Source organism: Micromonospora sp. DT31 (assembly GCF_049841795.1).
Classification (GTDB): domain Bacteria; phylum Actinomycetota; class Actinomycetes; order Mycobacteriales; family Micromonosporaceae; genus Micromonospora.
In genome coordinates, this window is the sequence record NZ_JBNCKZ010000004.1 from 146,243 (window position 1) to 168,636 (window position 22,394).

24 protein-coding genes and 1 pseudogene are annotated in these 22,394 nt (G+C 73.0%); 17 read left to right on the forward strand and 8 right to left on the reverse strand.

The window, feature by feature from the left end; translation table 11 throughout:
• The first annotated feature begins 179 nt into the window (after positions 1-179).
• The 4 genes from ACLQ2X_RS09190 (at position 180) to tsaE (ending at position 4,410) form a co-directional block, all read left to right on the forward strand.
• A complete protein-coding gene (locus ACLQ2X_RS09190) occupies positions 180-1,649 on the forward strand; it encodes an NAD(P)H-hydrate dehydratase (RefSeq protein WP_425680537.1) in 1,470 nt (489 codons plus the stop codon).
• 72 nt (positions 1,650-1,721) lie between these two features.
• Entirely contained in the window at positions 1,722-2,843 is a 1,122-nt protein-coding gene (gene alr / locus ACLQ2X_RS09195; RefSeq protein ID WP_425680538.1) for an alanine racemase, read from the forward strand.
• The gene (locus ACLQ2X_RS09200; RefSeq protein WP_425680539.1) at positions 2,840-3,931 is read left to right on the forward strand and encodes an alpha/beta fold hydrolase; all 1,092 of its coding nucleotides are present in this window, start codon (positions 2,840-2,842) and stop codon (positions 3,929-3,931) included. The genes alr and ACLQ2X_RS09200 overlap by 4 nt, the downstream gene beginning before the upstream one ends.
• Positions 3,928-4,410 carry a tRNA (adenosine(37)-N6)-threonylcarbamoyltransferase complex ATPase subunit type 1 TsaE gene (gene tsaE / locus ACLQ2X_RS09205; RefSeq protein WP_425680540.1) on the forward strand — a complete coding sequence of 161 codons (483 nt, stop codon included), beginning with the start codon at positions 3,928-3,930 and terminating at the stop codon, positions 4,408-4,410. The genes ACLQ2X_RS09200 and tsaE overlap by 4 nt, the downstream gene beginning before the upstream one ends.
• A gap of 5 nt (positions 4,411-4,415) precedes the next feature.
• On the opposite strand, the pseudogene ACLQ2X_RS09210 reads toward tsaE, so the two are convergent.
• A pseudogene (locus ACLQ2X_RS09210) lies at positions 4,416-4,649 on the reverse strand (lipase family protein); the annotation flags it as partial.
• Positions 4,650-4,817: 168 nt separating this feature from the next.
• On the opposite strand from ACLQ2X_RS09210, the gene ung reads away from it, so the two are divergent.
• The gene (ung, locus tag ACLQ2X_RS09215; protein ID WP_425680541.1) at positions 4,818-5,516 is read left to right on the forward strand and encodes a uracil-DNA glycosylase; all 699 of its coding nucleotides are present in this window, start codon (positions 4,818-4,820) and stop codon (positions 5,514-5,516) included.
• Here ung and ACLQ2X_RS09220 read toward each other — a convergent pair.
• Positions 5,505-6,230 (reverse strand): helix-turn-helix domain-containing protein, encoded by a 726-nt coding sequence (locus ACLQ2X_RS09220; protein WP_425680542.1) that lies wholly within the window; start codon positions 6,228-6,230, stop codon positions 5,505-5,507. The two genes, ung and ACLQ2X_RS09220, sit on opposite strands and share 12 nt — an antisense overlap.
• Before the next feature lie 218 nt (positions 6,231-6,448).
• Here ACLQ2X_RS09220 and tsaB point away from each other — a divergent pair, with 218 nt between their 5' ends.
• Genes tsaB through ACLQ2X_RS09250 form a run of 6 tightly spaced genes read left to right on the forward strand, consistent with a single transcriptional unit; the run spans position 6,449 to position 12,394 of the window.
• The gene (tsaB, locus tag ACLQ2X_RS09225; RefSeq protein ID WP_425680543.1) at positions 6,449-7,126 is read left to right on the forward strand and encodes a tRNA (adenosine(37)-N6)-threonylcarbamoyltransferase complex dimerization subunit type 1 TsaB; all 678 of its coding nucleotides are present in this window, start codon (positions 6,449-6,451) and stop codon (positions 7,124-7,126) included.
• Positions 7,123-7,566 carry a ribosomal protein S18-alanine N-acetyltransferase gene (gene rimI / locus ACLQ2X_RS09230; RefSeq protein ID WP_425680544.1) on the forward strand — a complete coding sequence of 148 codons (444 nt, stop codon included), beginning with the start codon at positions 7,123-7,125 and terminating at the stop codon, positions 7,564-7,566. The genes tsaB and rimI overlap by 4 nt, the downstream gene beginning before the upstream one ends.
• A gap of 5 nt (positions 7,567-7,571) precedes the next feature.
• Entirely contained in the window at positions 7,572-8,618 is a 1,047-nt protein-coding gene (tsaD, locus tag ACLQ2X_RS09235) for a tRNA (adenosine(37)-N6)-threonylcarbamoyltransferase complex transferase subunit TsaD (RefSeq protein ID WP_425680545.1), read from the forward strand.
• A gap of 16 nt (positions 8,619-8,634) precedes the next feature.
• Positions 8,635-8,889, forward strand: a complete 255-nt coding sequence (locus tag ACLQ2X_RS09240; protein WP_425680546.1) for a hypothetical protein — start codon at positions 8,635-8,637, stop codon at positions 8,887-8,889.
• Between the two features lie 53 nt (positions 8,890-8,942).
• On the forward strand, positions 8,943-10,649 hold the full coding sequence (locus ACLQ2X_RS09245) for an ABC transporter ATP-binding protein (protein WP_425680547.1): 1,707 nt from the start codon (positions 8,943-8,945) through the stop codon (positions 10,647-10,649).
• Positions 10,646-12,394: an ABC transporter ATP-binding protein gene (locus ACLQ2X_RS09250; RefSeq protein ID WP_425680548.1), complete on the forward strand. Its 1,749-nt coding sequence runs from the start codon at positions 10,646-10,648 to the stop codon at positions 12,392-12,394. Before ACLQ2X_RS09245 ends, ACLQ2X_RS09250 begins: the two co-directional genes overlap by 4 nt.
• Before the next feature lie 9 nt (positions 12,395-12,403).
• On the opposite strand, the gene ACLQ2X_RS09255 is transcribed toward ACLQ2X_RS09250, so the two are convergent.
• From ACLQ2X_RS09255 to ACLQ2X_RS09275, 5 genes are all read right to left on the reverse strand, one after another.
• Entirely contained in the window at positions 12,404-13,135 is a 732-nt protein-coding gene (locus tag ACLQ2X_RS09255; RefSeq protein ID WP_425680549.1) for a DUF4142 domain-containing protein, read from the reverse strand.
• A gap of 100 nt (positions 13,136-13,235) precedes the next feature.
• On the reverse strand, positions 13,236-14,411 hold the full coding sequence (locus tag ACLQ2X_RS09260) for an ROK family transcriptional regulator (protein ID WP_425680744.1): 1,176 nt from the start codon (positions 14,409-14,411) through the stop codon (positions 13,236-13,238).
• A 30-nt stretch (positions 14,412-14,441) separates the two neighbouring features.
• A complete protein-coding gene (locus tag ACLQ2X_RS09265) occupies positions 14,442-15,701 on the reverse strand; it encodes a sugar ABC transporter permease (RefSeq protein ID WP_425680550.1) in 1,260 nt (419 codons plus the stop codon).
• Positions 15,698-16,504, reverse strand: coding sequence for an ATP-binding cassette domain-containing protein (locus ACLQ2X_RS09270; RefSeq protein WP_425680551.1), 807 nt, complete (start codon positions 16,502-16,504; stop codon positions 15,698-15,700). The genes ACLQ2X_RS09265 and ACLQ2X_RS09270 overlap by 4 nt, the downstream gene beginning before the upstream one ends.
• 103 nt (positions 16,505-16,607) lie before the next feature.
• Positions 16,608-17,711 carry a sugar ABC transporter substrate-binding protein gene (locus tag ACLQ2X_RS09275; protein WP_425680552.1) on the reverse strand — a complete coding sequence of 368 codons (1,104 nt, stop codon included), beginning with the start codon at positions 17,709-17,711 and terminating at the stop codon, positions 16,608-16,610.
• A 413-nt stretch (positions 17,712-18,124) separates the two neighbouring features.
• On the opposite strand from ACLQ2X_RS09275, the gene ACLQ2X_RS09280 reads away from it, so the two are divergent.
• From ACLQ2X_RS09280 to ACLQ2X_RS09305, 6 genes are all read left to right on the forward strand, one after another.
• Entirely contained in the window at positions 18,125-18,682 is a 558-nt protein-coding gene (locus tag ACLQ2X_RS09280) for a MauE/DoxX family redox-associated membrane protein (RefSeq protein WP_425680553.1), read from the forward strand.
• On the forward strand, positions 18,679-19,230 hold the full coding sequence (locus ACLQ2X_RS09285; protein ID WP_425680554.1) for a hypothetical protein: 552 nt from the start codon (positions 18,679-18,681) through the stop codon (positions 19,228-19,230). Before ACLQ2X_RS09280 ends, ACLQ2X_RS09285 begins: the two co-directional genes overlap by 4 nt.
• Positions 19,223-19,537: a hypothetical protein gene (locus ACLQ2X_RS09290; protein WP_425680555.1), complete on the forward strand. Its 315-nt coding sequence runs from the start codon at positions 19,223-19,225 to the stop codon at positions 19,535-19,537. The genes ACLQ2X_RS09285 and ACLQ2X_RS09290 overlap by 8 nt, the downstream gene beginning before the upstream one ends.
• A 77-nt stretch (positions 19,538-19,614) precedes the next feature.
• On the forward strand, positions 19,615-20,190 hold the full coding sequence (locus ACLQ2X_RS09295) for a hypothetical protein (protein WP_425680556.1): 576 nt from the start codon (positions 19,615-19,617) through the stop codon (positions 20,188-20,190).
• Complete coding sequence (locus ACLQ2X_RS09300) at positions 20,187-20,573, forward strand: hypothetical protein (protein ID WP_425680557.1); 387 nt, start codon at positions 20,187-20,189, stop codon at positions 20,571-20,573. The genes ACLQ2X_RS09295 and ACLQ2X_RS09300 overlap by 4 nt, the downstream gene beginning before the upstream one ends.
• A gap of 51 nt (positions 20,574-20,624) precedes the next feature.
• Positions 20,625-20,882 carry a hypothetical protein gene (locus ACLQ2X_RS09305; RefSeq protein WP_387188769.1) on the forward strand — a complete coding sequence of 86 codons (258 nt, stop codon included), beginning with the start codon at positions 20,625-20,627 and terminating at the stop codon, positions 20,880-20,882.
• A 258-nt stretch (positions 20,883-21,140) separates the two neighbouring features.
• On the opposite strand, the gene ACLQ2X_RS09310 is transcribed toward ACLQ2X_RS09305, so the two are convergent.
• Positions 21,141-22,364 carry a THUMP-like domain-containing protein gene (locus ACLQ2X_RS09310; protein WP_425680558.1) on the reverse strand — a complete coding sequence of 408 codons (1,224 nt, stop codon included), beginning with the start codon at positions 22,362-22,364 and terminating at the stop codon, positions 21,141-21,143.
• Positions 22,365-22,394 lie beyond the last annotated feature (30 nt).

Consider the following 22,394-nt stretch of genomic DNA (forward strand, 5'->3'; position numbering starts at 1 on the left):
GCCGGTCTCGGACACCCGGGACGCTAGGCGGGGCGCGGCCGGACCTGCCGACCCCTGTGGACAAGGTCCGAGGTTTTCCACAGGCTCGTCCACCGACCGGCCGTCGGTCCGTACCGTCGGTAGGGTGAGGCCGTGATCGTGGCGGCCGGCCCGACCGGCGACGAACGGGACGGTGTGGCATGAGACCGGTGTGGCGGGTCGCGGACGTACGCGCCGCGGAGGCGGGCCTGATGGCCACGCTGTCGGGCGGGACGCTGATGCAGCGGGCCGCGGCCGGGCTGGCCCGGCGCTGCGCGTTGCTGCTGGGTGACCGGGGCGGGGTCTACGGCGCGCGGGTGCTGCTGCTGGTCGGCTCCGGTGACAACGGCGGTGACGCGCTCTTCGCCGGCGCGCGCCTGGCCCGTCGGGGCGCGGCGGTCGCCGCGCTGCTGCTCACGCCGGAGCGGGCACACGCCGACGGCCTGGCCGCGCTGCGCGCCGCCGGTGGACGGGTGGTCGACCGGCCGCCCGCCACGGCCGACCTGGTGCTCGACGGCATCGTGGGTATCGGCGGCGCGGGCGGGCTGCGGGAGACCGCCGAGCGACTCGCCGCGAGCCTGGTCGAGCGCCGGGGGCGGGACGGCCGGCCCGCCACCGTGGTCGCGGTCGACGTGCCAAGCGGCGTGGAGGTCGACACCGGTGACGTCCCGCTCGCCGACGACGGTCGGCCCCGCGCGGTCCGCGCCGACGTCACGGTGGCCTTCGGCGCGCTCAAGCCGGCCCTGGTGGTCGGTCCGGCCGCCGCGTTGGCCGGCGCGGTCGAGCTTGTCGACATCGGCCTCGCGCCGTGGTTGCGGGGCACCCCGGCGCTCGGCGTCACCGAGGGGTCGGACGTGGCCGACTGGTGGCCGCCGCTGGGCCCCTCGTCGGAGAAGTACACCCGGGGCGTGGTCGGGGTGGCGACCGGCTCGGCGACATACCCGGGGGCGGCGGTGCTCTCGGTCGCCGGGGCGCTGGCCGGCCCCACCGGGCTGGTCCGCTACGCCGGCAGCGCCCGCGCGGAGGTGCTGCACCAGCACCCGTCGGTGATCGCCACCGGTCGGGTCGCCGACGCCGACCGGGTGCAGGCGTGGGTCTGCGGCTCGGGGCTGGGCACCGGCGAGGAGGCCGCCGCCGAGCTGCGTGCGGTGCTGGCCGCGCCGGTGCCGGTGGTGCTCGACGCGGACGCGCTGACCCTGCTTGTCGACGGCGCGCTCGCCGACCGGCTGCGCGGCCGGGACGCGCCGATCGTGGTGACGCCGCACGATCGGGAGTTCGCCCGGCTCTGCGGCGAGGCGCCGGGTGCGGACCGGGTGGCCGCCGCGCTGCGGTTGGCGGCCTGGATGAACGCGGTGGTGCTGCTCAAGGGGGACCGGACGGTCGTCGCCACGCCCGACGGCCGGGCGTACGTCAACCCGACCGGCACTCCGGCCCTGGCCACCGGGGGCACCGGCGACGTGCTGGCCGGGTTGCTCGGGTCGCTGCTGGCCGCCGCGGTGGCGCCGGAGCGGGCGGCTGCTGCCGCCGCCTACCTGCACGGGCTGGCCGGCCGGGAGGCGGCGCGGAACGGGCCGGTGACCGCGCCCGACGTGGCCGACGCGCTGCGTCCGGTGGTGGCCCGGCTGGGCTGATCGGGGCTGCCGTGGCGAACCGGTCGCACGGCTCGCCCGCATGATGATCACTGACGGAAGTAGGCTGAGGGCATGTGGCAGTCGGAGGTGCGCGTCGACCTGGACGCGATCCGGGAGAACGTGGCCCGGCTCAGCGCCGGCACCAGCGCCGAGCTGATGGCGGTGGTCAAGGGCGACGGGTACGGGCACGGCATGGTGCCGGCGGCCCGCGCGGCGCTCGACGCCGGTGCCGACCAGCTCGGCGTCTGCACCCTCGACGAGGCGCTGCGACTGCGCCAGGAGGGCATCACCGCGCCGGTGCTGGCCTGGCTGCTCGATCCGGGCCTGCCGCTGCACGACGGGGTCGCGGTGGGGGTCGACCTCGGCTGCGCCAGCCTCGGCCAGCTCGACGAGATGGTCGGGGCGAGCCGGCGGGCCGGCCGTCCGGCCCGACTCCACCTCAAGATCGACACTGGGTTGGCCCGAGGCGGGGCCACCGTGGCCGACTGGCCGACGTTGCTGGAGGCCGCCGCGAAGGCCGAGGCCGAGGGCCTGATCGAGGTGGTCGGCGTGTGGAGCCACTTCGTGTACGCCGACTCGCCCGGCCATCCCACCACCAACCGCCAGCTCGCCGTCTTCCGGGAAGGGCTGGAGATGGTGACGCGCGCCGGACTGCGGCCCCGCTACCGGCACCTGGCCAACTCGGCGGCCACGCTGACCCGGCCGGACACCCACTTCGACCTGGTGCGCCCCGGCATCGCCGTCTACGGCCTGTCGCCGATCGCGGGCGAACGGTTCGGCCTGCGGCCGGCGATGACCGCCCGTGCCCGGGTGATGCTGACCAAGCGGGTCGCGGCCGGCACCGGCGTCTCCTACGGCCACACCTACCGCACCGAGCAGGAGACCAACCTGGCCGTGGTGCCGCTCGGCTACGCCGACGGGGTGCCCCGGCACGCCTCGAACACCGGTCCGGTGCTGCTCGCCGGCAAGCGCCGGACCGTCTCCGGCCGGGTCTGCATGGACCAGTTCGTGGTCGACTGCGGTGATGACGAGGTGGCCGCCGGCGACGTGGTGACGCTGTTCGGCAGCGGCACGGACGGCGAGCCCACGGCCGACGACTGGGCGGACGCGGTCGGCACCATCAACTACGAGATCGTGACCCGGTTCGGCGGGGTGCGGGTGCCCCGGGTGTACGACGGCGAAAGCGCCGCATGAGCCAGCGTCTTCGGTTGCCGCGACCGCGTACCGCGGCCGGCCGGGTCGCCGGGCTGGTCGGCGCGGCCGTCGGGGTGGCCGCCGCCGGGCTCGCGGCGAGCGTGGTCCGCGAGCGGGCGCTGGTCCGCCGGCTCAAGAACGACCCGACCGACAGGTACGCCGGCGAGGCGTTCGGCGAGCAACGCCACGACGAGGCGTACTGCCTGGAGATGCCGGACGGCACCGACGTCCACGTGGAGGTGGTCGAGCCGACCCGACCGGTCACCGGGCATCCGACGGTCGTGCTGGTGCACGGGTTCTGCCTGGACATGGGCACGTTCCACTTCCAGCGCAAGCGGCTCGCCGAGCGCGGTGACTACCGGGTGGTCGCGTACGACCAGCCGGGGCACGGCCGTTCGGGACGGTTGGAGACCGGCGAGTACGACCTGACCGCGTTGGGGCACACGCTGCGCCGGGTGCTCGACGAGGTGGCCCCCGACGGGCCGCTGGTGCTGGTCGGGCACTCGATGGGCGGCATGACGATCATGGCGTTGGCCGAGCTGTACCCGGAGTTGTTCGGCGACCGGGTGGTCGGCACCGTGCTGATGGCCACCTCCGGCGGCCTGGCGGCGGAGACGAAACTGGTGGCTCCGGCACTGCTCGGTCGGGTCGGCGCGCCGGTGCTCTACATGATGAGCAACGCCACCCGGTACGGCGGCACGGTGATCGACCGGGCGCGCCGGTCGACGTCGAACGTGGCCTGGCTGCTCACCCGCAGGTACGGCTTCGGCACCGCGAACCCGAGCCCCGCCCTGGTGTCGTACGTCGAGATGATGAACTCGCGCACCTCGGCCGACACGGTCACCCGCTACCTGCGGACGCTTGCCACCCACTCCCGGTTCCCGGCGCTGGCCGCGTTGGCCGGCACGCCGGTGCTGGTGATCGTGGGGGACAAGGACATGATCACGCCGATGACGCATTCCGAGGAGATCGTCCGGCGGCTGCCGGAGGCCGAGTTCGTGACGATCCGGGACAGCGGGCACGTGGTGATGCTGGAGCACGCCGACGAGGTGAACGCGGCGCTGGAGAGGTTCCTGGAGTCGCTGTGAGCGTGGTGGTGGAGCTGAGGACCGTCGAGGACACCCACGAGTTCGGCCGCCGGCTGGCCGGGGTGCTGCACGCGGGGGACCTGCTGCTGCTCAGTGGCCCGCTGGGGGCCGGCAAGACCGCCCTCACCCAGGGCATCGGGGCCGGGCTGGGCGTACGCGGTGACATCACCTCGCCGACCTTCGTCATCGCCCGGGTGCACCGGCCGGACCCGGCCCGGGGCGGCCTGGTGACGCTCGTGCACGCCGACGCGTACCGCCTGGGGGAGGCCGCCGATCCGCGGGCCGAGATCGACGACCTCGACCTGGACGCCTCGGTGGAGGAGGCGGTCACGGTGGTGGAGTGGGGCGAGGGGATGGTCGAGCAGTTGGTCGAGGCGTACCTGGGGGTCCGCATCGACCGGCGCGACGACGACACCCGGGTGGTGACGTTGGCGCCGGTCGGCGGCGACTGGGCGGGCCGGTTGGCCGCCCTGGGCTGAGCACGCTAGGGCTGCAGGGGCATCGTCCAGCAGTTGGAGTAGACCGTCCGGCCGGCGAGCCGGTCAGTCAGCCAGGACACCGCGTCACCCTGGTCGGTGATGAGCGGCACCAGGTGGTTGGTGGGGATCTTGTCGCCGAGGTTCGGCAGGCTGATGGCGGCGTAGGTGACGTTGGCGCCCCTGCGGCACCAGTCGACGGCCAGTTGGCGGGCCTGCCGGTGGGGCACGATGTCGTCCTGGACGCCGGTCGCCGTACCGGACCGGCGGCTAGCAGTGACCGTCCGGCCAGGTGACCGGCCAGTAGGTTACGCTCCGGTAACTTTTCTTCCGGCGTCCGGCGGCGCCGCCGGCGAGGAGTGTCGGCCCGGGCTGGTATGAAGACGGTGATCGACTACGAGAGGTTGCCGATGCCCGACGCCCCCACCCTGGACCTGCCGGCGTTGCTGCCGGAGGACTGGCGTGCCGTCCTCACCCCCCACCTCGACCCGGCCCGCACCGCCGCGCTCGCCGAGTTCGTCGCCCGGGAGTACGCCACCCAGACGGTCTTTCCGCCGCTGGCGGATCTCTTCTCCGCCTACCGGCTGTGCGGCCCGGCCCGGACCCGGGTGCTCATCCTCGGGCAGGACCCCTACCACAAGGCGGGGCAGGCGCACGGGCTGAGCTTCAGCGTGCGTGACGGGGTGGCGGTACCGCCGTCGCTGCGCAACGTCTTCAAGGAACTGGGCGACGACCTGGGCGTGCCGAAGCCGCGCAGCGGCAAACTCGACGGCTGGGCCGCGCAGGGTGTGCTGCTGCTCAACTCGGTGCTGACGGTGCGTCAGGCCACGCCCGGCTCGCATGCCAACAAGGGCTGGGAGGAGTTCACCGACGCCACGATCCGGGCGCTGGACGCGCTCGACCAGCGGGTGGTGTTCCTGCTCTGGGGCGGTTACGCACGCAAGAAGGCGGCGCTCGTCACCAACCCGCAGCACGTGGTGCTGGAGGCCGGGCATCCGAGCCCGATGAACCCGCGCGGCTTTCTCGGCAGCCGCCCGTTCAGCGCGGCGAACAAGGCGTTGGCCGACGCGGGGCTGCCCACCGTCGACTGGGAACGGTCAGCCGGCTGACCCACCCGGCGCCGCGCCGGCGGCGGTGAGGCGCCGGCGGTACCGGCCTAGCAACTCCGCCGTGCGCCGGTCCGTCACCTCCACCTCCACCAGCGGCTCGACCGGGTACGTGCGGTCACCGAGGCGGATCTCCACGGGCTCGGGCAGTTCCTCGCACATCCGCGCCCGCAGTTCGCCGTAGCGGGTTCGCCAGCGGTGCTCGCCCGGCTCCTCAGGTCCCGGGTGGATGCCGCCCCACTCCTGCCACCGGGCGTTCCAGCGCTGCGCGTGTGACCGGTCGAGGAACGTGTTGAACTGCGGCGAGTCCCGCCGGCGCACCGCGATCTCGACCGCGTCCACCGGCAGCGGCGCGCCCTGCAGCAGGGCCGCCATGCCGCCCGTCAGCACGTACGGCAGACCGCCCAGGGCCTCGATGATCCGGTCCAGCCGGAGGTCCTCGACCCGCTCGGCCAGCACGGTCCCGGCCATCTCGTCCAGTGCCGCGTCCAGGTGGCTGTCCAGCGCCTCGACCTCGATCCGCAGTTGCCGCCCGAGCGCGGTGAGGAGGCGTTCCGCGGTGGTCAGGCCGGGCAGCCGGTCGCCACGTTCGATCCGGGCGATGCCGGCCTGGCTGAGGCCGCAGCGGGCCGCCAGCGCGGCCTGGGTGAGCCCCGCCAGTTCGCGTTCGTGCCGCAGGGTGCGGGCGATCTCCCGGGCCAGGCGACTCTCCGTCATCTCCAGAGAATGGCAACCCGTCTTCGAGCGTTATGCCTCTGAGTCATATTTATGACCGAGAGGCATAACGCGCTTCGGGGATCTCTTCGGTCCGGACACTACGCACGGTGAGCGGACGAGCGGCGAGACCGTGCCGAGTGAGCGGGGAGGCCGTGCCGGGGCGGGTGGCGAGGGCGTGCCGGGGCGGCGGGCGGGGTGGACGGCTAGGCTGGCTTACCGTGCTCGTACTCGTGGTGGACTCCTCGACGCCCGCGGTGGCCGCGGCGCTTGTCGAGGTCTCGGCGGACGGCGTCGCGATCCGGGCGTCCCGGTGCACGGTCGACGCCCGGGCCCACGGCGAACTGCTCGCGCCGCACGTCGACGCCGTGCTGGCCGACGTCGACGCCCGACCGGCCGACCTGACCGCGATCGTCGCCGGCCTCGGCCCCGGCCCGTTCACCGGGCTGCGGGTGGGCCTGGTCACCGCCGCCACCATGAGCCAGGTGCTGGACGTCCCTACGTACGGCGTCTGTTCGCTGGACGGGCTCGGCCACCCGGCGGCCGCCGGCGAACCGGTGCTTGCCGCGAGCGACGCGCGGCGGCGGGAGATCTACTGGGCCGTCTACGACGGCGCCGGACGGCGCGTCGCCGGGCCGCAGGTCGCGGCCCCGACGGTGGTCGCGCAGCGCGCCCGGGAACTGGCCGTCACCGTCGCGGTCGGCGACGGCGCGCACCGGTACGCGGACGTGCTCGGGCTGCCGGTGCGGGACGAGCCGCGCTACCCGGACCCGCTGACGCTGGTCCACCTCGCCGCGCCCCGGATCCGCGCGGGCGCGCCGAGTGAGCTGCTGACCCCGCTCTACCTGCGCCGCCCGGACGCGGTGGCGGCCACCGGTCACAAGCCGGTCCTGCGATGAGGCTGAGCCAGTTCCGCTGGTGGCACGTCGACGAGGTGCTGCCCATCGAGGCGGACCTGTTCGGAGCCGAGCGGTGGTCGGCGGGCATGTTCTGGAACGAACTCGCCAACGGGCACCACTACCTGGTCGCCACCGACGACGACGGCGCCGTGCTCGGCTACGCCGGGCTGGCCGTCGCCCCGCCCGACGAGGCCTGGGTGCAGAACATCGCGGTCCGCCGGGACGCCCAACGCCGGGGCGTGGGCCGGCTGCTGCTGGAGGCGCTGCTCGCCGAGGCGGCCCGGCGTGGCGTACGCAGCACGCTGTTGGAGGTCGCCGCGGACAACGCTCCGGCGCAGCGCCTCTACGCCACCTACGGCTTCGAGCCGATCGGCGTGCGGCGCGGCTACTACCAACCGAGCAACACCGACGCGCTGGTCATGCAGCGCACCGAGGACTGACGAGCATGGCTGACGAACCCCTGGTCCTCGGCATCGAGACCTCCTGCGACGAGACCGGCGTGGGCATCGTGCGGGGGCACACGCTGCTCGCCGACGCGCTCGCCTCAAGCGTCGAGGAGCACGCCCGGTTCGGCGGCGTGGTGCCCGAGGTGGCCAGCCGGGCCCACCTGGAGGCCATCGTGCCCACCATGGACCGGGCGCTGCGCTCCGCCGGCGTCACCATCGCCGACGTCGACGCCATCGCGGTCACCTCCGGGCCGGGCCTGGCCGGCGCGCTGCTCGTCGGGGTCGCCGCCGCCAAGGGGTACGCGGTGGCGGCGGAGAAGCCCGTGTACGGGGTGAACCACCTCGCCGCGCACGTGGCCGTGGACACCCTCGAACACGGCCCGCTGCCCGCACCGGCGATCGCGCTGCTCGTCTCCGGCGGGCACTCCTCGCTGCTGCGCGTCGACGACCTGGCCCGCGACGTCGTACCGCTCGGCGCGACAATCGACGACGCGGCCGGGGAGGCGTTCGACAAGGTGGCCCGGCTGCTCGGGCTGCCGTTCCCCGGCGGGCCGTACATCGACCGGGAGGCGCGCGCCGGTGACCCGGCGGCGATCGCCTTCCCCCGCGGGCTGACCGCCGCGAAGGACCTGGTCGGGCACCGGTACGACTTCTCCTTCTCCGGCCTGAAGACCGCGGTGGCCCGCTGGGTGGAGGCGCGGCAGCGAGCCGGTGAACCGGTCCCGGTGGCCGACGTGGCGGCGTCCTTCCAGGAGGCGGTCTGCGACGTGCTGGTCGGCAAGGCACTGGACGCCTGCCGCAGCAGCGGCATCGACACGTTGGTGATCGGCGGCGGGGTGGCCGCCAACTCCCGGCTCCGGGTGATGGCCGAACAGCGGGCCGACCGACACGGCATCCGGGTGCGTACGCCCCGGCCGAAACTCTGCACGGACAACGGCGCGATGGTGGCGGCGCTCGGCTCGCACCTGGTCGCCGCGGGCGTCGCCCCGAGCCGGCTGGACCTGCCGGCCGACTCCGCGATGCCGCTGACCGTGGTCAGCGTCTGACCGGGAGGGAAACGACATGATCGTGCGGATGTGGGAGGCGAAGGCCGAGTCGTACGGCTTCGCCGACCTGATCACCTGGGTCTGCGAGACCGTGCTGCCGGAGTTCGAGCACGACCCGATGCACGTCTCCAGCGAGGTGTTCACCTCCACCGACCACCGGCTGGTGGTCATCTCCAAATGGCGGAGCAACCCGCGGGAGCTGCCCGACCCGCCGACCCGCCTGGTGGCCCGCGCGCCGCACACCTGGGACTTCACCCAGGTCGACCGCTGAGGGTGGAAAAGCGTTGGTGTGCGGCTCGCGCCGGCGGCTAGCGTCGGCGCGTCATGCGCTTCTCACCGGCCGGCGACCCCGGCACCCCTGACGTGCGCTCCGCCACCCGTTACCTGGTGTGGCTCGCCGGGCGCCACCCGGTTTACTTCGGCGGGGGCATCACGCTCGGGGTGATCTGGATGCTGGCCCAGGCGCTGGTGCCGGCCGCCATCGGCCGCGCCGTGCAGGACGGCCTCACCGACCGGAACCCGGACGCCCTGCTGCGCTGGAGTCTGGTCCTGCTCGGCCTGGGTGTGGTGCAGACGGTGTCCGGGATCCTGCGGCATCGCTGCGCGGTGCACAACTGGCTGGGCGGGGCGTACCGCACCGTGCAGGTCACGGTGGACGCCACCAATCGGCTCGGCGCCGCGCTGCCCCGTCGGGTGGCCGCCGGTGAGGTGGTGAGCATCGGCACGTCCGACATCGAGCACATCGGCGGCGCGCTCGACATCACCGCCCGGGGCGCCGGTTCGGTGGTCGCCGTCGTCACGGTCGCGACGATCCTGCTCACCGCGTCGGTGCCGCTCGGCCTGGTGGTGGTGCTCGGGGTGCCGCTGCTGATGGGGCTGGTGGCCATGCTGATCCGCCCGCTGCACCGACAGCAGGCCGCCTACCGGGAGTCGACCGGCACGCTCACCGCCCGCGCCGCGGACATCGTCTCCGGCCTGCGGGTGCTGCGTGGTGTCGGCGGGGAGCCGATGCTGTCCGCCCGCTACCGGGAACGGTCCCAGGCGTTACGCGCCGACGGCCTGCGGGTGGCCCGGGTCGAGTCCTTGCTGCAGGCCGCGCAGATCCTCCTGCCGGGCGTCTTCGTGGTGCTGGTGACCTGGCTCGGCGCCCGGTTCGCGTTGCGCGGCGAGATCAGCGTCGGTGAGCTGGTCTCCTTCTACGGCTACGCCGCGTTCCTGGTCAGCCCGCTGCGCAACCTCACCGAGGCGGCCGACAAGCTGACCCGGGGGCACGTCGCGGCCCGCCGGGTGGTGCGGCTGCTGCGGCTGGCCCCGGAGTTCGCCGACCCGGCCCGTCCGGCCCCGGTGCCCGACGGCCCCGGCGAGCTGGTGGACGTCCACTCCGGGCTGGTGCTGCGACCGGGACGGCTCACCGCGTTGGCCACCGGCGCACCGCAGGACGCCGCGGAGATCGCCGACCGGCTCGGCCGGTACGTCGACGGGGACGTCACGCTGCACGGCGTACCGCTGCGGGACCTGGCGCTGGCGACGGTGCGGGAGCGGATTCTGGTGGCCGACAACGACGCGCAGCTGTTCAGCGGCGTGCTGCGCACGGAACTGGACCCGCACGACCGCGGCGACCGCGGCGCCGTCGAGGCGGCGTTGGCCGCGGCGAGCGCGACGGACATCCTCGACGCGCTGCCCGGCGGGTTGGACGGCACGGTCGCCGAACGCGGCCGGGAGTTCTCCGGCGGGCAGCGGCAGCGGTTGCGGTTGGCCCGCGCGCTTGTCGCCGACCCGGAGACGTTGATCCTGGTCGAGCCGACGAGCGCGGTGGACGCGCACACCGAGGCGCGGATAGCGGACCGGCTGGGCACGGCCCGGCGGGGCCGCACCACGCTCGTCTGCACCACCAGCCCGCTGGTGCTCGGCCGCGCCGACCACGTGGTCTTCGTGGAGGACGGCAAGGTCGTCGCCGAGGGCCGGCACGAGGAACTGCTCGCCGCCGAACCCCGGTACGCGACCGTGGTGAGCCGGGAGGAGGACCGGTGAGCGGCGCGCTGCCCGTCGCCGACCGCGACCAGGTCCGTCGGTACGCGCGGGAGCTGATCCGCCGGCATCCGCGCGGCCTGGCCGCCGCGCTCGGCCTGCACGCGCTCGCCGCGGCGGCCGGTCTGGTCACCCCGCGCCTGCTCGGCGACCTGGTGGAGGGGATCTCCCGGGGCGTCGCCGCGACCACCGTGGACCGGGTGGTGGCGGCCATCGCCGCGTTCGTGGTGGTGCAGTCGGCGCTGGTCCGGTTCGCGCACCTGGCGTCCGCCCGGCTCGGCGAGCGGGTCCTCGCGGAACTGCGTGAGGAGTTCGTCGACCGGGTGCTCGCGTTGCCCCTGGCCACCGTGGAACGGGCCGGGACCGGTGACCTGCTCACCCGCACCTCCCGCGACGTCTCCGCGTTGTCCCGCACGGTCCGGTTCGCCGGTCCGGAGACGCTCATCGCGGCGGTCACCGTGCTGCTGATCCTCGGCGCGCTGGTGCTGACCGGGCCGCTGCTGGCGCTGCCGAGCCTGCTCGCGGTGCCGGTGATCTGGGCCGGCACCCGCTGGTACCTGCGCCGGGCCCCGGAGGGCTACCTGCGGGAGAACGCCGCCTACTCGGACATCACCGACGGCATCAGCGAGGTGGTCGAGGGGGCGCGGACCACCGAGGCGCTGCGCCAGCAGGCCCGCCGCCGGGCCCGCGGCGACGGGGACATCCGCCGGTCGTACGCGACCGAGCGCTACACCCTGTACCTGCGGACCGTGTTCTGGCCGGTGGCCGAGTTCGGTTACCTGGTGCCGATGGTGGCGACGCTGCTCATCGGCGGCTGGTTCCACCTCAAGGGTTGGGTCAGCCTCGGCGAGGTCACCGCCGCCACGCTCTACGCCCAGCAGCTCACCGACCCGGTCGAACGGCTCCTCGCCTGGCTCGACGAGTTCCAGGTGGGCGGCGCGTCACTGGCCCGGCTGCTGGGCGTGGCCACCGGCCCGGCGCAGCCGACCCCGGTGCCCGTCGCCCCCGGCCGGACGGACGCGGAGGGCCGGTTGGCCGCGCACGACGTCCGGTACGCCTACCGGGCCGGGCACGACGTGCTGCACGGCGTGACGCTGGTTCCCCGGCCGGGGGAGCGGTTGGCGATGGTCGGCCCGTCCGGCGCGGGCAAGTCGACGCTGGGCCGGTTGCTGGCCGGGGTGCACCCGCCGACCGCCGGCACGGTGACCGCCGACGGGCGACCCCTCACCGAACTGCCGCTGGACGAGCTGCGTACCCATGTCGCGCTGGTCAGCCAGGAGCATCACGTGTTCATCGGCACGCTCGCCGACAACGTGGCGATGGTCCGGCCGGACGCCGAGGCGGCCCGGGTGCGTGCCGCGCTGGCCGCGGTGGACGCGCTGGACTGGGCGCAGGCGTTGCCGCAGGGGTTGGCCACGCCGGTCGGCGCGGGCGGGTACCCGCTGACCCCGGCGCAGGCGCAGCAGGTGGCGTTGGCCAGGCTGGTGCTCGCCGACCCGCACACCCTGGTGCTGGACGAGGCCACCTCGCTCATCGATCCGCGTGCCGCCCGGGCGTTGGAGCGGTCGCTGGCCGCGGTGCTGCACGGCCGGACCGTCATCGCGATCGCGCACCGGCTGTTCTCCGCGCACGACGCGGACCGGGTGGCGGTGGTCTCCGACGGCCGGATCACCGAGCTGGGATCGCACGACGAACTGGTCGCCGCGAACGGGTCGTACGCCGCGCTGTGGCGTTCCTGGCACGGGTGAGGGGCCCGGTCAGGAACGGCGCCTCAGCCGCCAGGTCGCGTACCCGCCCGTGCCCAGCGCGATCAGGAACACCGCCCACACCACCGAGGTGCTGACCTGCACCCCACTGCCCACGTTGGCCGCGGCGGCGGCGACGAGCGAGTCGCTCTGCGCCGGCGGGAGCGCGGCCGGCGGCAACTGCTGCCAGCGGACCAGCCCGGTGCTCTCCAGCATGGTCATGTGGTCGTTGACGAACTTGTTCGAGTCCTCGGCCAGCTTGCGCACGATCGGGTCGCGGGTGCTGGCCCGCACCGCGCCGATCACCGGGAAGATCTTGCCGTGGGCGACCCGGAGCCGGGTGACGAAGATCTGGTCGAACCGGGCGCCTTTGGCGTTCTGCATCTCGGTCAACCACCCCTTCTGCTCCGTCGTCGGATCGGTCGGCAGGGTCGCGCCGAGCTTGTTGGCCGCCTCCACCACCAACTGGTCCAGCACCGCGTGCTGCCGGGCGATCTCCGCGCCGACCTCCCGCACCCGGGCCGACTGCCCCTTCTCGGCGGCCATCTGCCCGGCCGGCATCTCCCACAGCCCGGCCAGCCGTACGCCGTTGAGCAGCGTCATGTCGGCGGCGTTCATCTGCACGCCGGGGTTCGGTGCGGCCTGCGCCGCCCCGGGAAGGACGCCGATCCCCGCGCCGAGCGCGGCGAGCAGCAGGACCACCCGGTACGCCCGGTGACGACGTGCGGATTCCAGCGATGCCATGGTTGCGGTGCCTCCTCGGTCCGGACCGGTACGCGGGGTGTGCCGGCCGGCCGTGCGGGCCGGCCGCCCGTCCGCACACTGGTACGGCCCGGCGGGCCGATCAGTTCAGCGGGTCGGCGAGGAGTCGTTCGAACGCCAGTTCGGCGGCGCCGATCAGCGCCGCGTCGTCACCTAGCTTCGGGGTGCGCAACCGCACGTGTTCCACGCAGGCGGGCAGCCCGTTGGTGTTGAGCCGGCTGCGCACCTGTGCGGCGGCGGCCAGGTAGAGGTCCCGCATCGTGCCCCCGAAGATGACCATTTCCGGGTTGAAGATGTTGACCAGGTTGGCGACGCCGAAGCCGAGCCAGTCGCCGGCCCGCCGTACCGCCGTCTGTGCCTGCGCGTCGCCGCGGTCGGCGGCGTCGAAGACGGCGAGCAGGGCGTCCCGACCGCGCGCCTCGGACCGGCCGGCGGCGCGCAGCAGGCCGTGTTCGCCGATCTCGGTCTCCCAGCAGCCGCGCCGGCCGCAGTCGCAGCGCACTCCGCCGGGGACCACCACCATGTGGCCGACCTCGCCGCCGTAGCCGCCGTGTCCGGTCAACCGCCGGCCGCCGGCGATGATGCCGGCACCCACGCCCACGTCACCGTAGATGTAGATGACGTTGTCGCATCCGGCGGCCGCGCCCCGCGCGTGCTCGGCGTACGCGGCCACGTCGGCCACGTTGCCCACCGTGATCGGCACGTCGGTGCCCAGTTCCGCGGCGAGCGCCCCGCCGATCGGCTCGTCCACCCAGCCGGTGGTGGGGCTGAGCCGGACCAGCCCGTCCTCGCGGCGGACCATGCCGCACACCGCCAGCCCGGCGCCCACGCAGACCGAGTCCGCCGGCACCGACCGGTGCATCTCCTTGACCGCGTCGGCCAGCAGCGGCGCGGCCTGCCCGGCGAGGAGGTTGCGCGGCCGGTCCAGCTCGCGGCGGTCGAGTACCTCACCGCCGAGCCCGACCCGCGCCGCCCGCAGCCGGTCCACCTCGACGCTGTACGCGTACGCGTAGACCCGCCCGGACTCGGGCCGGACGACGAGCGACGGTCGTCCGGCCCGCCGGGTCTCCTTGGGTGTCTCCTCGCTGACCAGTCCGGCGCCGGCCAGGTCGGCGGTCAACGCGCCGATGGTGCTGCGGTTGAGCCCGAGCGCGGTGGTCAGTTCCGCCCGGCTGGTGGCGCCGTGCACGTGCACGTAGCGGAGCAATGCGCCCAGGTTCTGCCGGCGGATCTCGTCCTGACTGGGGCCCGCGCGCATTGCCACTGCCATGGTGTTTCCGTACCCGGGTCAGCGCGTGCCGGTGGCGGCGGCCCGCCGACGCGACAGCGCGTCGATGGTCGCGGCGGCGAGCAGCACCACGCCGGTGACCACGAACTTGACGCCCGAGCTGTATCCCATCAGTCCCATACCGTTGTCGATGACCGCGACCACCGCGCCACCGAGCACGGCGTCGAGGACCCGGCCCTTGCCGCCGAAGAGGCTGGTGCCGCCGATCACCGCCGCGCCGACGGCGTAGAGCAGTACGTTACTGCCACCTGTGTTGGGGTCGACCGAGTTGGCCCGGCTGGCAGCCACGATGCCGCCGATCGCGGCCATCGAGGAGCAGATGACGAAGACGGAGATGCGGATCCGGTCGACGTTGATGCCGGCCCGGCGGGCCGCCTCGGCGTTGCCGCCGACCGCGTAGATGTGCCGTCCGTAGCTGGTGCGCTGGAGCACGAACGTCCAAACGATCAGCAGGAGCGCGATGATCGGCACCACGATCGGCACGCCCTTGAGCGAGACGACGAGCACGTTGCGGCTGCGCTCCAGGTTGAGCACGTAGACCGCCACGCCGAGGATCACGGCGAGGCCGGCGATCCGGACGGCGACCACCGCGATCGGGTCGGTGATCAGGCCGCGGGCGGCCCGGTTGCGGTGCCGCAGCAGTTGCACGGCCGCGTAGCCGGCGACGGCCACGGCGGCGAGCGCCCAGCCCAGGGCGGGGGCGAGGTTGCGGTTGGCGATCGCGACGAGCACGTCGTCCCGGACCGCGATGTTGGCGCCCTCGTCCATGAGCGTCAGCACCACGCCCTGGAAGGCCAGGAACCCGGCGAGCGTGACCACGAAGGAGGGGATGCCCACCTTGGCGACCAACAGGCCCAGCACGGTGCCGATCACCACACCGGTGACGACGGCGGCGAGCACCGCCACGTACCAGGGGTAGCCGAGCACCGTCACGACGTTGGCCAGGATCGCGGCGCAGACGCCGCTGGCGAAGCCGGCGGAGAGGTCGATCTCGCCGAGCAGAAGGACGAAGACCAGGCCCATGGCGATGAGCGTGACCGCCGCGCCCTGGGTGAACAGGTTCGCCAGGTTGCCGGCGGTGAAGAACGACGGGCGGGCGATGGAGAAGCCCACCGCCAGCGCCACGAGCATGACCACGGCGGGGAGTGCGCCGATGTCGCCGCCGCGCACCCGGCGCCAGTAGTTGTTCACGTGGCCGCCCAGGGTCGGTGTCGGGGCGACGCCGGCCGGGCCTTCCTTCTTCACGACGGTGGCAGTCATCGGACGGCTCCTGGGGTGGTGTCGGCGGGCGCGGCGCCGGCCGGCTCGCCGGTGAGGCCGAGGCTGCCGGAGCGGCCGGCGGTGATCAGCTCGACCACCTGCGAGTGGGTGATGTCGGTGGTCTTCACCTGGGCGACCATCTGGCCGAGGTAGAGCGCGGCGATCCGGTCGGAGACGGCGAAGACGTCGTTCATGTTGTGCGAGATGAGCACCACGGCCAGGCCGTTGTCGGCCAGCCGGCGCACCAGCTCCAGCACCTGGGCGGTCTGCGCGACGCCGAGTGCGGCGGTCGGCTCGTCCAGGATGACCAGCCGGCTGTTCCAGAGCACGGCCTTGGCGATGGCGACCGTCTGCCGCTGGCCGCCGGAGAGGCTTGCCACGTGCTGGCGCAGCGACTTCACGGTGCGCACGCTCAGCCCGGCGAGCGTCTCGGCGGCCATCTGCTCCATGGTCGGCTCGTCGAGCACGATGCCGCTGCGCTTCTCCCGGCCGAGGAACATGTTCTGCACGATGTCGAGGTTGTCGCAGAGCGCCAAGTCCTGGTAGACGACCTCGATCCCGAGCGCGGCGGCGTCGCGAGGGCTGTTGATGGTCACCGGCCGGCCGTCGAAGACGAACTCGCCGGCGTCGGTGGGGTGGATGCCGCTGATGCACTTGACCAGGGTCGACTTGCCGGCGCCGTTGTCGCCGACGAGCGCGGTCACCTCGCCTGCTTGTGCGGCGAAGGCGACGTCACGCAGCACCTGGACGGGACCGAAGCTCTTGTCGATCCCGCGTAGCTCCAGCAGGGGGGTTGCGGACACGGGGTTCTCCTTTGGGCGGAGGGAGGTCTCGGATCCCGTCCGGCGCGGGCGCCGCCCGGCACGGGGTCTCCCGTGCCGGGCGGCGCCGCCTGAGGCGGGTGGGTCAGCTCACGCCGGCGTCGGTGCAGAGCTTCGTGAAGGCACCGGTGCATAGCTCTTCCTTGGTGACGTAGCCGTCGGCCACCACGTCCTTGACGTTGTCCTTGTAGATGGCCTTGGGCTCCAGCAGCACGGACGGGACGTCCCGGTTGCCCTGCGGGTCGTTGACCGTCTGGCCGGTGTCCTTCTTCTCGCCCTTGGCGAGCGCGATGGCCAGCTCGGCGGCGGCGTCCGCCTCCTTCTTGACCGCCTTGTAGACGGTCATGCACTGGTCACCCGCGAGGATGTTCTGCAGGCCCTCCTTGGTGGCGTCCTGACCGGTCACCGGGACCTTGCCGTTGAGCTTGTTCTTCTTAAGCACCGAGATGGCCGCGTTGCCGAGACCGTCGTTGGCGGCGAGCACGCCGTCGATCTTGCCGCCGGCCTTGGTCATCTGCTGCTCGAAGATCGTAGCGGCCTGCGCGTTGTCCCAGGCCGGCACCGAGTCGTCTGCGACCTTGGTGTACTCCTTCGAGTCGAACTTCGGCTTGAGCACCGAGTCGTACCCGTTCTTGAACAGGGTGGCGTTGTTGTCGGTCGGCGAGCCGTTGAGGTACGCGATCGACGGGTTCTTGACGCCCTTGTCGGTCAGGCACTTACTCAGGCCCTCGCCCTGGAGCTTGCCGACCGCCTCGTTGTCGAAGCTGACGTAGTACTGGGCGGAGCCGCCCAGGGTCAGCCGGTCGTAGTCGATGGTCGCGACGCCCTGCGACTTGGCCTTGTCGAGCACGGCCTTGCCGGTGCCGGAGTCCAGGTTGACGATCATCAGGACGTTGACGCCGTTGGTGATCATCTGGTCGGCGATGGTCTGGAACGCGGTCTTGTCGTTCTGCGCGTTCTGGATGTCGGACTCGACGCCGGCCGCGTCGAACGCCGCCTTGAGGTACTTGCGGTCCGCGCCCTCCCAGCGGGCGGAGGACTTGCTGTCCGGCAGGATCACGCCGATCTTCGGTTTCTTGGCGTTGGCGCCGCCGGCCTCGTCGGACGAACCGCCGTCGTCACCACAGGCGGCCATGCTGCCGGTCGCGAGCAGCCCGACGGCCGCGAAGGTGAGGAAGCCCTTGCGCATGTGCAGGGTCCTTTCGAGGGGGGGAGTGGTGATGTTTTGTTGTGTCCGGCAACGTATTCCCCGCCCTCCATGAGTCGCAAGACTGTCGAGGTCAGAAGTTTTGTTGGCGGCGGTAACAATTCCGCAACGTCGGCGACACGCCCCCCCGGTGCGTGCGACTCCTCGCGGAGTCCGGTGGCAGGTGGCAGGTGGCGTGGCGGACGGCGGTGCGGGGTGCGGGGTGCGACGCCAGGGTCGGGCCGGAGTGCCACATTCCGCAACGGTCTCTTGACGCGGCGCGGAAGTTCCACGAAGATCCAGCTATACATCGACAGACGTTCACGTTTTTCCTCCGTATGGGAGCGCTGTCGACGCGACTCACGGGGGTGTCCTATGCGTGTCGTATTCGGCTCCGCACATGACAGGTCGCGCCCGTGAGTGCCGCCGAACTCCTCGCCACCATGTCGATCTGCCTGGTCTCGGCGGTCCTCGTCTGCTCCGGCCTCGGCAAGCTGGCCACGCCCAGGCACGCCCGCCAGCTCTTCATGGCGCTCCTGCCGGTGCGTCGCGGCACGGCCCTCTCGCTGGTGCGGGCGGTCGCGGCCGTCGAGGCTGTCGTCGGTGCGGCCCTGCTCGTGCCGGCCGGCCGGCCGGCCGCCGCCGCGGCGACCGCCGCCCTGGGGGCCGGCTTCGCGGCGGCCGGTCTCGCGGGTCGGCAGCGCGGGACGACGTTGCCCTGCGGATGCTTCGGTCGGCCAGAGGGCCGTCCGCTGGGTGTGCGAAACGTCCTGATCGGGCTCGCGCTCGTGGGCTTCGGCACCGCGCTGCTGCTCACCTCGCCGGCGGCTCTCCCGGCCGACCGGATGGCCGTCGTGGCCGCGAGTCTCGTCGCGGGCATGGCCCTGCTGTTGTGGCGCGGCATGGTCGTCGACCTGGTCCGGCCCCCGACGCGCCCGGCCGGCGCGGAGCTGTCTAAGGAGATCGCTGGATGAGTTACGTCTTCGGGTTCGGGTTGCTGGTGGTCGCGGGCGCCGTGGTGGTGCTCTTCGCGATGCTGGGCGAGCTGTACGCGCGCTCCGGCGGCATGGAGGGCGCGGGCGCGCCCGGCGGCGGCAGCGGCACCGTCCGGTTGCTCGACGGAGCCCGCGTCGGGTCGCGGCCGGAGCGCTGGCCTGCCGGTCTGGCGGAGGTCGCCACCGCGGACCTGCGGGTCGTGCTCGTGTTCAGCACCTCCTGCAACAGCTGCGAGAAGGCGGCCGGCGAGGTCGGCGACCTGGCCGACACGCGTGACTTCGCCATCCTGATCTCGACGATCGACCAGGAGCGCGGCGAGGACTTCATGACCCGACACGAACTGGCGGGACTCCCGCACCACATCGACGTGGGGGGCGAATGGGTGGCGGAAGAACTGGGCGTGATGACCAGCCCGTCGGCGCTGGTCTTCCGGCACGGGCGCCTGGTTTCGGCATTGTTGTTCACCGATCTGGCGGCGCTCAGCGCCGCCGTCTTCCCGGTCAAGGAGGCTGTTGGGAATGAATGAGGAGAAAATGACGGCGACAGGCCGTCGCGGGGGTAGCCGGCGAGGCTTCCTCGCAAAGATCGGCGTCGCCGGCCTGGTGGCGTCGGGGGCGGTCTTCGCCCGCTCGACGCCGGCGATGGCGGCTAACTACCAGTGCTGCAGCCTCGTCTACGTCCCACCGAACATCTCGTACTCGACGTGCAAGTCGGCCACCTACAAGTACATCTGGTACTGCTCGGTCAACGGCTACCTGCACTGCAACTGCTGCGAGAAGAAGAACAGCTCGGGCAAAATCACCGGATCTGGCATCCACTGCCAGTACAACTGAGCCCGCCGATGGTCGTCTGGCTCGTCGTCGGCATCGCGGGAGCGGTGCTGCAGATTCTCAGTCCTTGAGGCCTCTCCATGGCTGGGGTCGCCAGCCCTATGTTGAGGCGGAACGTATCTGAAGGACTTCGATTCCTGGCGGGCCTCGCGGTCGGCGGACTCGTCGCCGGAATGGTTCTCGCCGTGCCGGTCTACCTGATCGGATCGGCGGTCGGGGAACTGGTCCCCGAGACATGGCGGGTGGTGGCCCTCGTCGCACTCGCGGTGCTGTTCGGCGTTCTGGATCTGCTCGACCGGACGCCGCACATCTGGCGACAGGTGCCGCAGCGACTGGTCCGGACCCTGCCGGCCGGCACGCTCGGGGTGGTCTGGGGAATCGATCTGGGTCTGCTCTTCACCACGCAGAAGACCACGTCGCTGATCTGGTTGGCCACGGCAGGCGTCGTGCTTGTCGCACCCGGATCCGCGCCGTTGGTGCTGGTTGTCACGGCCCTCACCGTGACCCTCCTGGTCACTATCTGGAGCCTGACCAGGAAGGCCGCCGAGATCGAGGAAAGGAGTGACCGGCTATGGGTGAGTCGGGTTCGACGGGTCTCCGGAGCGGCGATGCTGCTGCTGGCGGCAGCCCTCGCCGTGACCGTCGTTTCCCCGTGACCCCCACCCTGGAACCCGACACGACCCAGGGGCAGGTGGTGATCACCAGGTTCCACTGCGGTGATCTGGTGCGCGTGCTGATCGTTCTGCTGCTGCATCTGCGGGTGAAGCGGGACGTCCGTCGCCATGCCGAGGGCTTCCTCGGCATCAGGCTGCTCGTGCGGTGGCGGGAGCGGACGGTGTGGAGCATCTCGCTCTGGCGGGATCTCGACAGCGTCTACTCGATGGGCGGGGTGTCCAGGCACGTCGCCGCGTCGAGGGTGCCCGCGAAGCTCGGCGTCACCACCAGTTGCGACATCTTCTGCCACGTCGGTGAGTGGACCCGGGTCATGTTCGGCGGCGACAGGTGTCCGTCCCGGCCCGGCGGACGCTCCGGAGATTGACGTCCAAACACACGTGAACAACAGGTTCTGCTAATCGGGAGGAGTCCCAGAATGCCTTTGCCAACCGACCGCGGCGTCGTGGTCATCGACGTCGAGGACGACGGTACGCGCACCGTGCGCATCTGTGCGGAGGTCGTGAACGGCGCACCCGTCGACGTCTTCGCGGAACACCACGGCGCCGTGCACGTCCGTGTGCACAACGACGTCCCGATGTTCACCCAGGGGCGGCGTAGCGTCTCCAAGCGGATCGCCGAGGTCTACGACGACAACGGCACGATCAACGTCGGCCGGGTCCGCGGCGCGGCCTGATCCGTTAGTCGGCGCGGGGGACGGGCCGGTCGTGCCGGCGGCCGGTCCTCCGCGCGTTTCCCGTTCTCGTGTTCCCCGTCCCGCCAGACGGGCGGACAGCGGGGCGGCCCGCGCGTCCGTCACCGGGTGGACAGCGGAGCGACCGCGGCGAAGGCCTTGAGGTCCAGTTCGCCGGTGACCGGCACGACCGCCACGGTCAGCGCGCCGTCGACCTCGGCCGCACCACCTCGTCGGACGGCAGCCCGGCCGGGTCGGCGCCTACCCGCCTGGCCGGCAGACCAGCACCGTCGGCGCGCCGGCCACCCGGGTCAGCACCAGACTGGCCGGCGCGTCGCCGGCCAGCCGCAGATCGCGGCGCAGCTTCTCCGGCTCCAGCGCCGACCCGCGCTTGCGGATCTCCAACCGTCCGACCCGGCGCTCCCGCAGCAGCGCGCGCAGCCGCTTCAGCGAGAACGGCAGCACGTCGGTGATCTCCAGGCAGCGGGCGAACGGGGTGGGGCGGGCCTCGTCGGCGTACAGGTAGGCGATCGACGGGTCCGCCAGCGTGGCGTCGAGGTCGGCGGCCAGCTCGGCGACCAGGTGCGCGCGTACCACCGCCGGGTCCGGGTCGTAGAGGAACCGCCGCACCGGCCCCACCTCCGCCTCGGCCGCTCCGGTGCCGGTCAGGTGATAGGAGGGGACCCTTTTACTACCGGAGGCGTTAACAAGGGGCCCTTCCTTCTCACGCAGCAGGGTGGCGCGGCGGGGGACGCCGGCCAGGTCGCCGCACCACAGCGCGGCCTCCACCAGGTCGCCGTCGACGCTCACCCACTCCGCCTCGGCGCCGGCCGGGATCAGCGCGTGGTCCAGGCCGGGCGCGACCTTGACCACCGTGCGCGGCACCCGGTCGGCCAGTCCGGTGACGAAGTCCCACGGCGGCGAGTAGGCGTTCGGGTCGAACACCCGCCGCCCGGTGCCGGCCCGCCGCCGCGCCGGGTCGCAGAAGGCGGCGTCGACGCCGCGCACGTCGAACGCGGTGGCGTCGCCGCACTCCACCGTGACCGACCCGGCGAGCCCGGCCGCTTCGGCGTTGGCGGCGGCCATCGCCGCGGTCAGCGGGTCGGCCTCCACCGCGTGCACCCGGATGCCCGCGCGGGCCGCGGCCAGCGCGTCCGCGCCCAGCCCACAGCCCAGGTCGGCCAGGGTGCGCACGCCGGCGGCCCGCAGGCGCGCCGCCCGCCGGTCCGCCACCGCCCGCCTGGTGGCCTGTTCCAGGCCGGCCCGGGTGAGGAACATCCCGGCGGCCTCCGCCCCGAACTTGCCGACCGCCCGGCGACGCAGTTCCGCCTGGGTGAGTGCGGCGGCGGCGAGTCCGCCCGGAATGCCTGCCGAACGCAGCGCGGCGGCCGCGGTCAGCGGGTCGCCGCCGGCCACCCGGTCGGCCGCGGCGAGCGCGGCCGACCCCTCGGGGGTACGCAGCGCGGCGAGCTGGTCGAGGTCCACCGGACCATTCTCCCGACCCGGTTCCGGGGC

Bases quoted from the DNA above. Each gene is read 5' to 3' on its own strand.
- ACLQ2X_RS09190 (WP_425680537.1), top strand. From the start codon at position 180: ATGAGACCGGTGTGGCGGGTCGCGGACGTACGCGCCGCGGAGGCGGGC.
- alr (WP_425680538.1), top strand. From the start codon at position 1,722: ATGTGGCAGTCGGAGGTGCGCGTCGACCTGGACGCGATCCGGGAGAAC.
- ACLQ2X_RS09200 (WP_425680539.1), top strand. From the start codon at position 2,840: ATGAGCCAGCGTCTTCGGTTGCCGCGACCGCGTACCGCGGCCGGCCGG.
- ung (WP_425680541.1), top strand. From the start codon at position 4,818: ATGCCCGACGCCCCCACCCTGGACCTGCCGGCGTTGCTGCCGGAGGAC.
- ACLQ2X_RS09220 (WP_425680542.1), bottom strand. From the start codon at position 6,230: ATGACGGAGAGTCGCCTGGCCCGGGAGATCGCCCGCACCCTGCGGCAC.
- rimI (WP_425680544.1), top strand. From the start codon at position 7,123: ATGAGGCTGAGCCAGTTCCGCTGGTGGCACGTCGACGAGGTGCTGCCC.
- tsaD (WP_425680545.1), top strand. From the start codon at position 7,572: ATGGCTGACGAACCCCTGGTCCTCGGCATCGAGACCTCCTGCGACGAG.
- ACLQ2X_RS09240 (WP_425680546.1), top strand. From the start codon at position 8,635: ATGATCGTGCGGATGTGGGAGGCGAAGGCCGAGTCGTACGGCTTCGCC.
- ACLQ2X_RS09245 (WP_425680547.1), top strand. From the start codon at position 8,943: ATGCGCTTCTCACCGGCCGGCGACCCCGGCACCCCTGACGTGCGCTCC.
- ACLQ2X_RS09255 (WP_425680549.1), bottom strand. From the start codon at position 13,135: ATGGCATCGCTGGAATCCGCACGTCGTCACCGGGCGTACCGGGTGGTC.
- ACLQ2X_RS09260 (WP_425680744.1), bottom strand. From the start codon at position 14,411: ATGCGCGCGGGCCCCAGTCAGGACGAGATCCGCCGGCAGAACCTGGGC.
- ACLQ2X_RS09265 (WP_425680550.1), bottom strand. From the start codon at position 15,701: ATGACTGCCACCGTCGTGAAGAAGGAAGGCCCGGCCGGCGTCGCCCCG.
- ACLQ2X_RS09275 (WP_425680552.1), bottom strand. From the start codon at position 17,711: ATGCGCAAGGGCTTCCTCACCTTCGCGGCCGTCGGGCTGCTCGCGACC.
- ACLQ2X_RS09285 (WP_425680554.1), top strand. From the start codon at position 18,679: ATGAGTTACGTCTTCGGGTTCGGGTTGCTGGTGGTCGCGGGCGCCGTG.
- ACLQ2X_RS09290 (WP_425680555.1), top strand. From the start codon at position 19,223: ATGAATGAGGAGAAAATGACGGCGACAGGCCGTCGCGGGGGTAGCCGG.
- ACLQ2X_RS09295 (WP_425680556.1), top strand. From the start codon at position 19,615: ATGGCTGGGGTCGCCAGCCCTATGTTGAGGCGGAACGTATCTGAAGGA.
- ACLQ2X_RS09305 (WP_387188769.1), top strand. From the start codon at position 20,625: ATGCCTTTGCCAACCGACCGCGGCGTCGTGGTCATCGACGTCGAGGAC.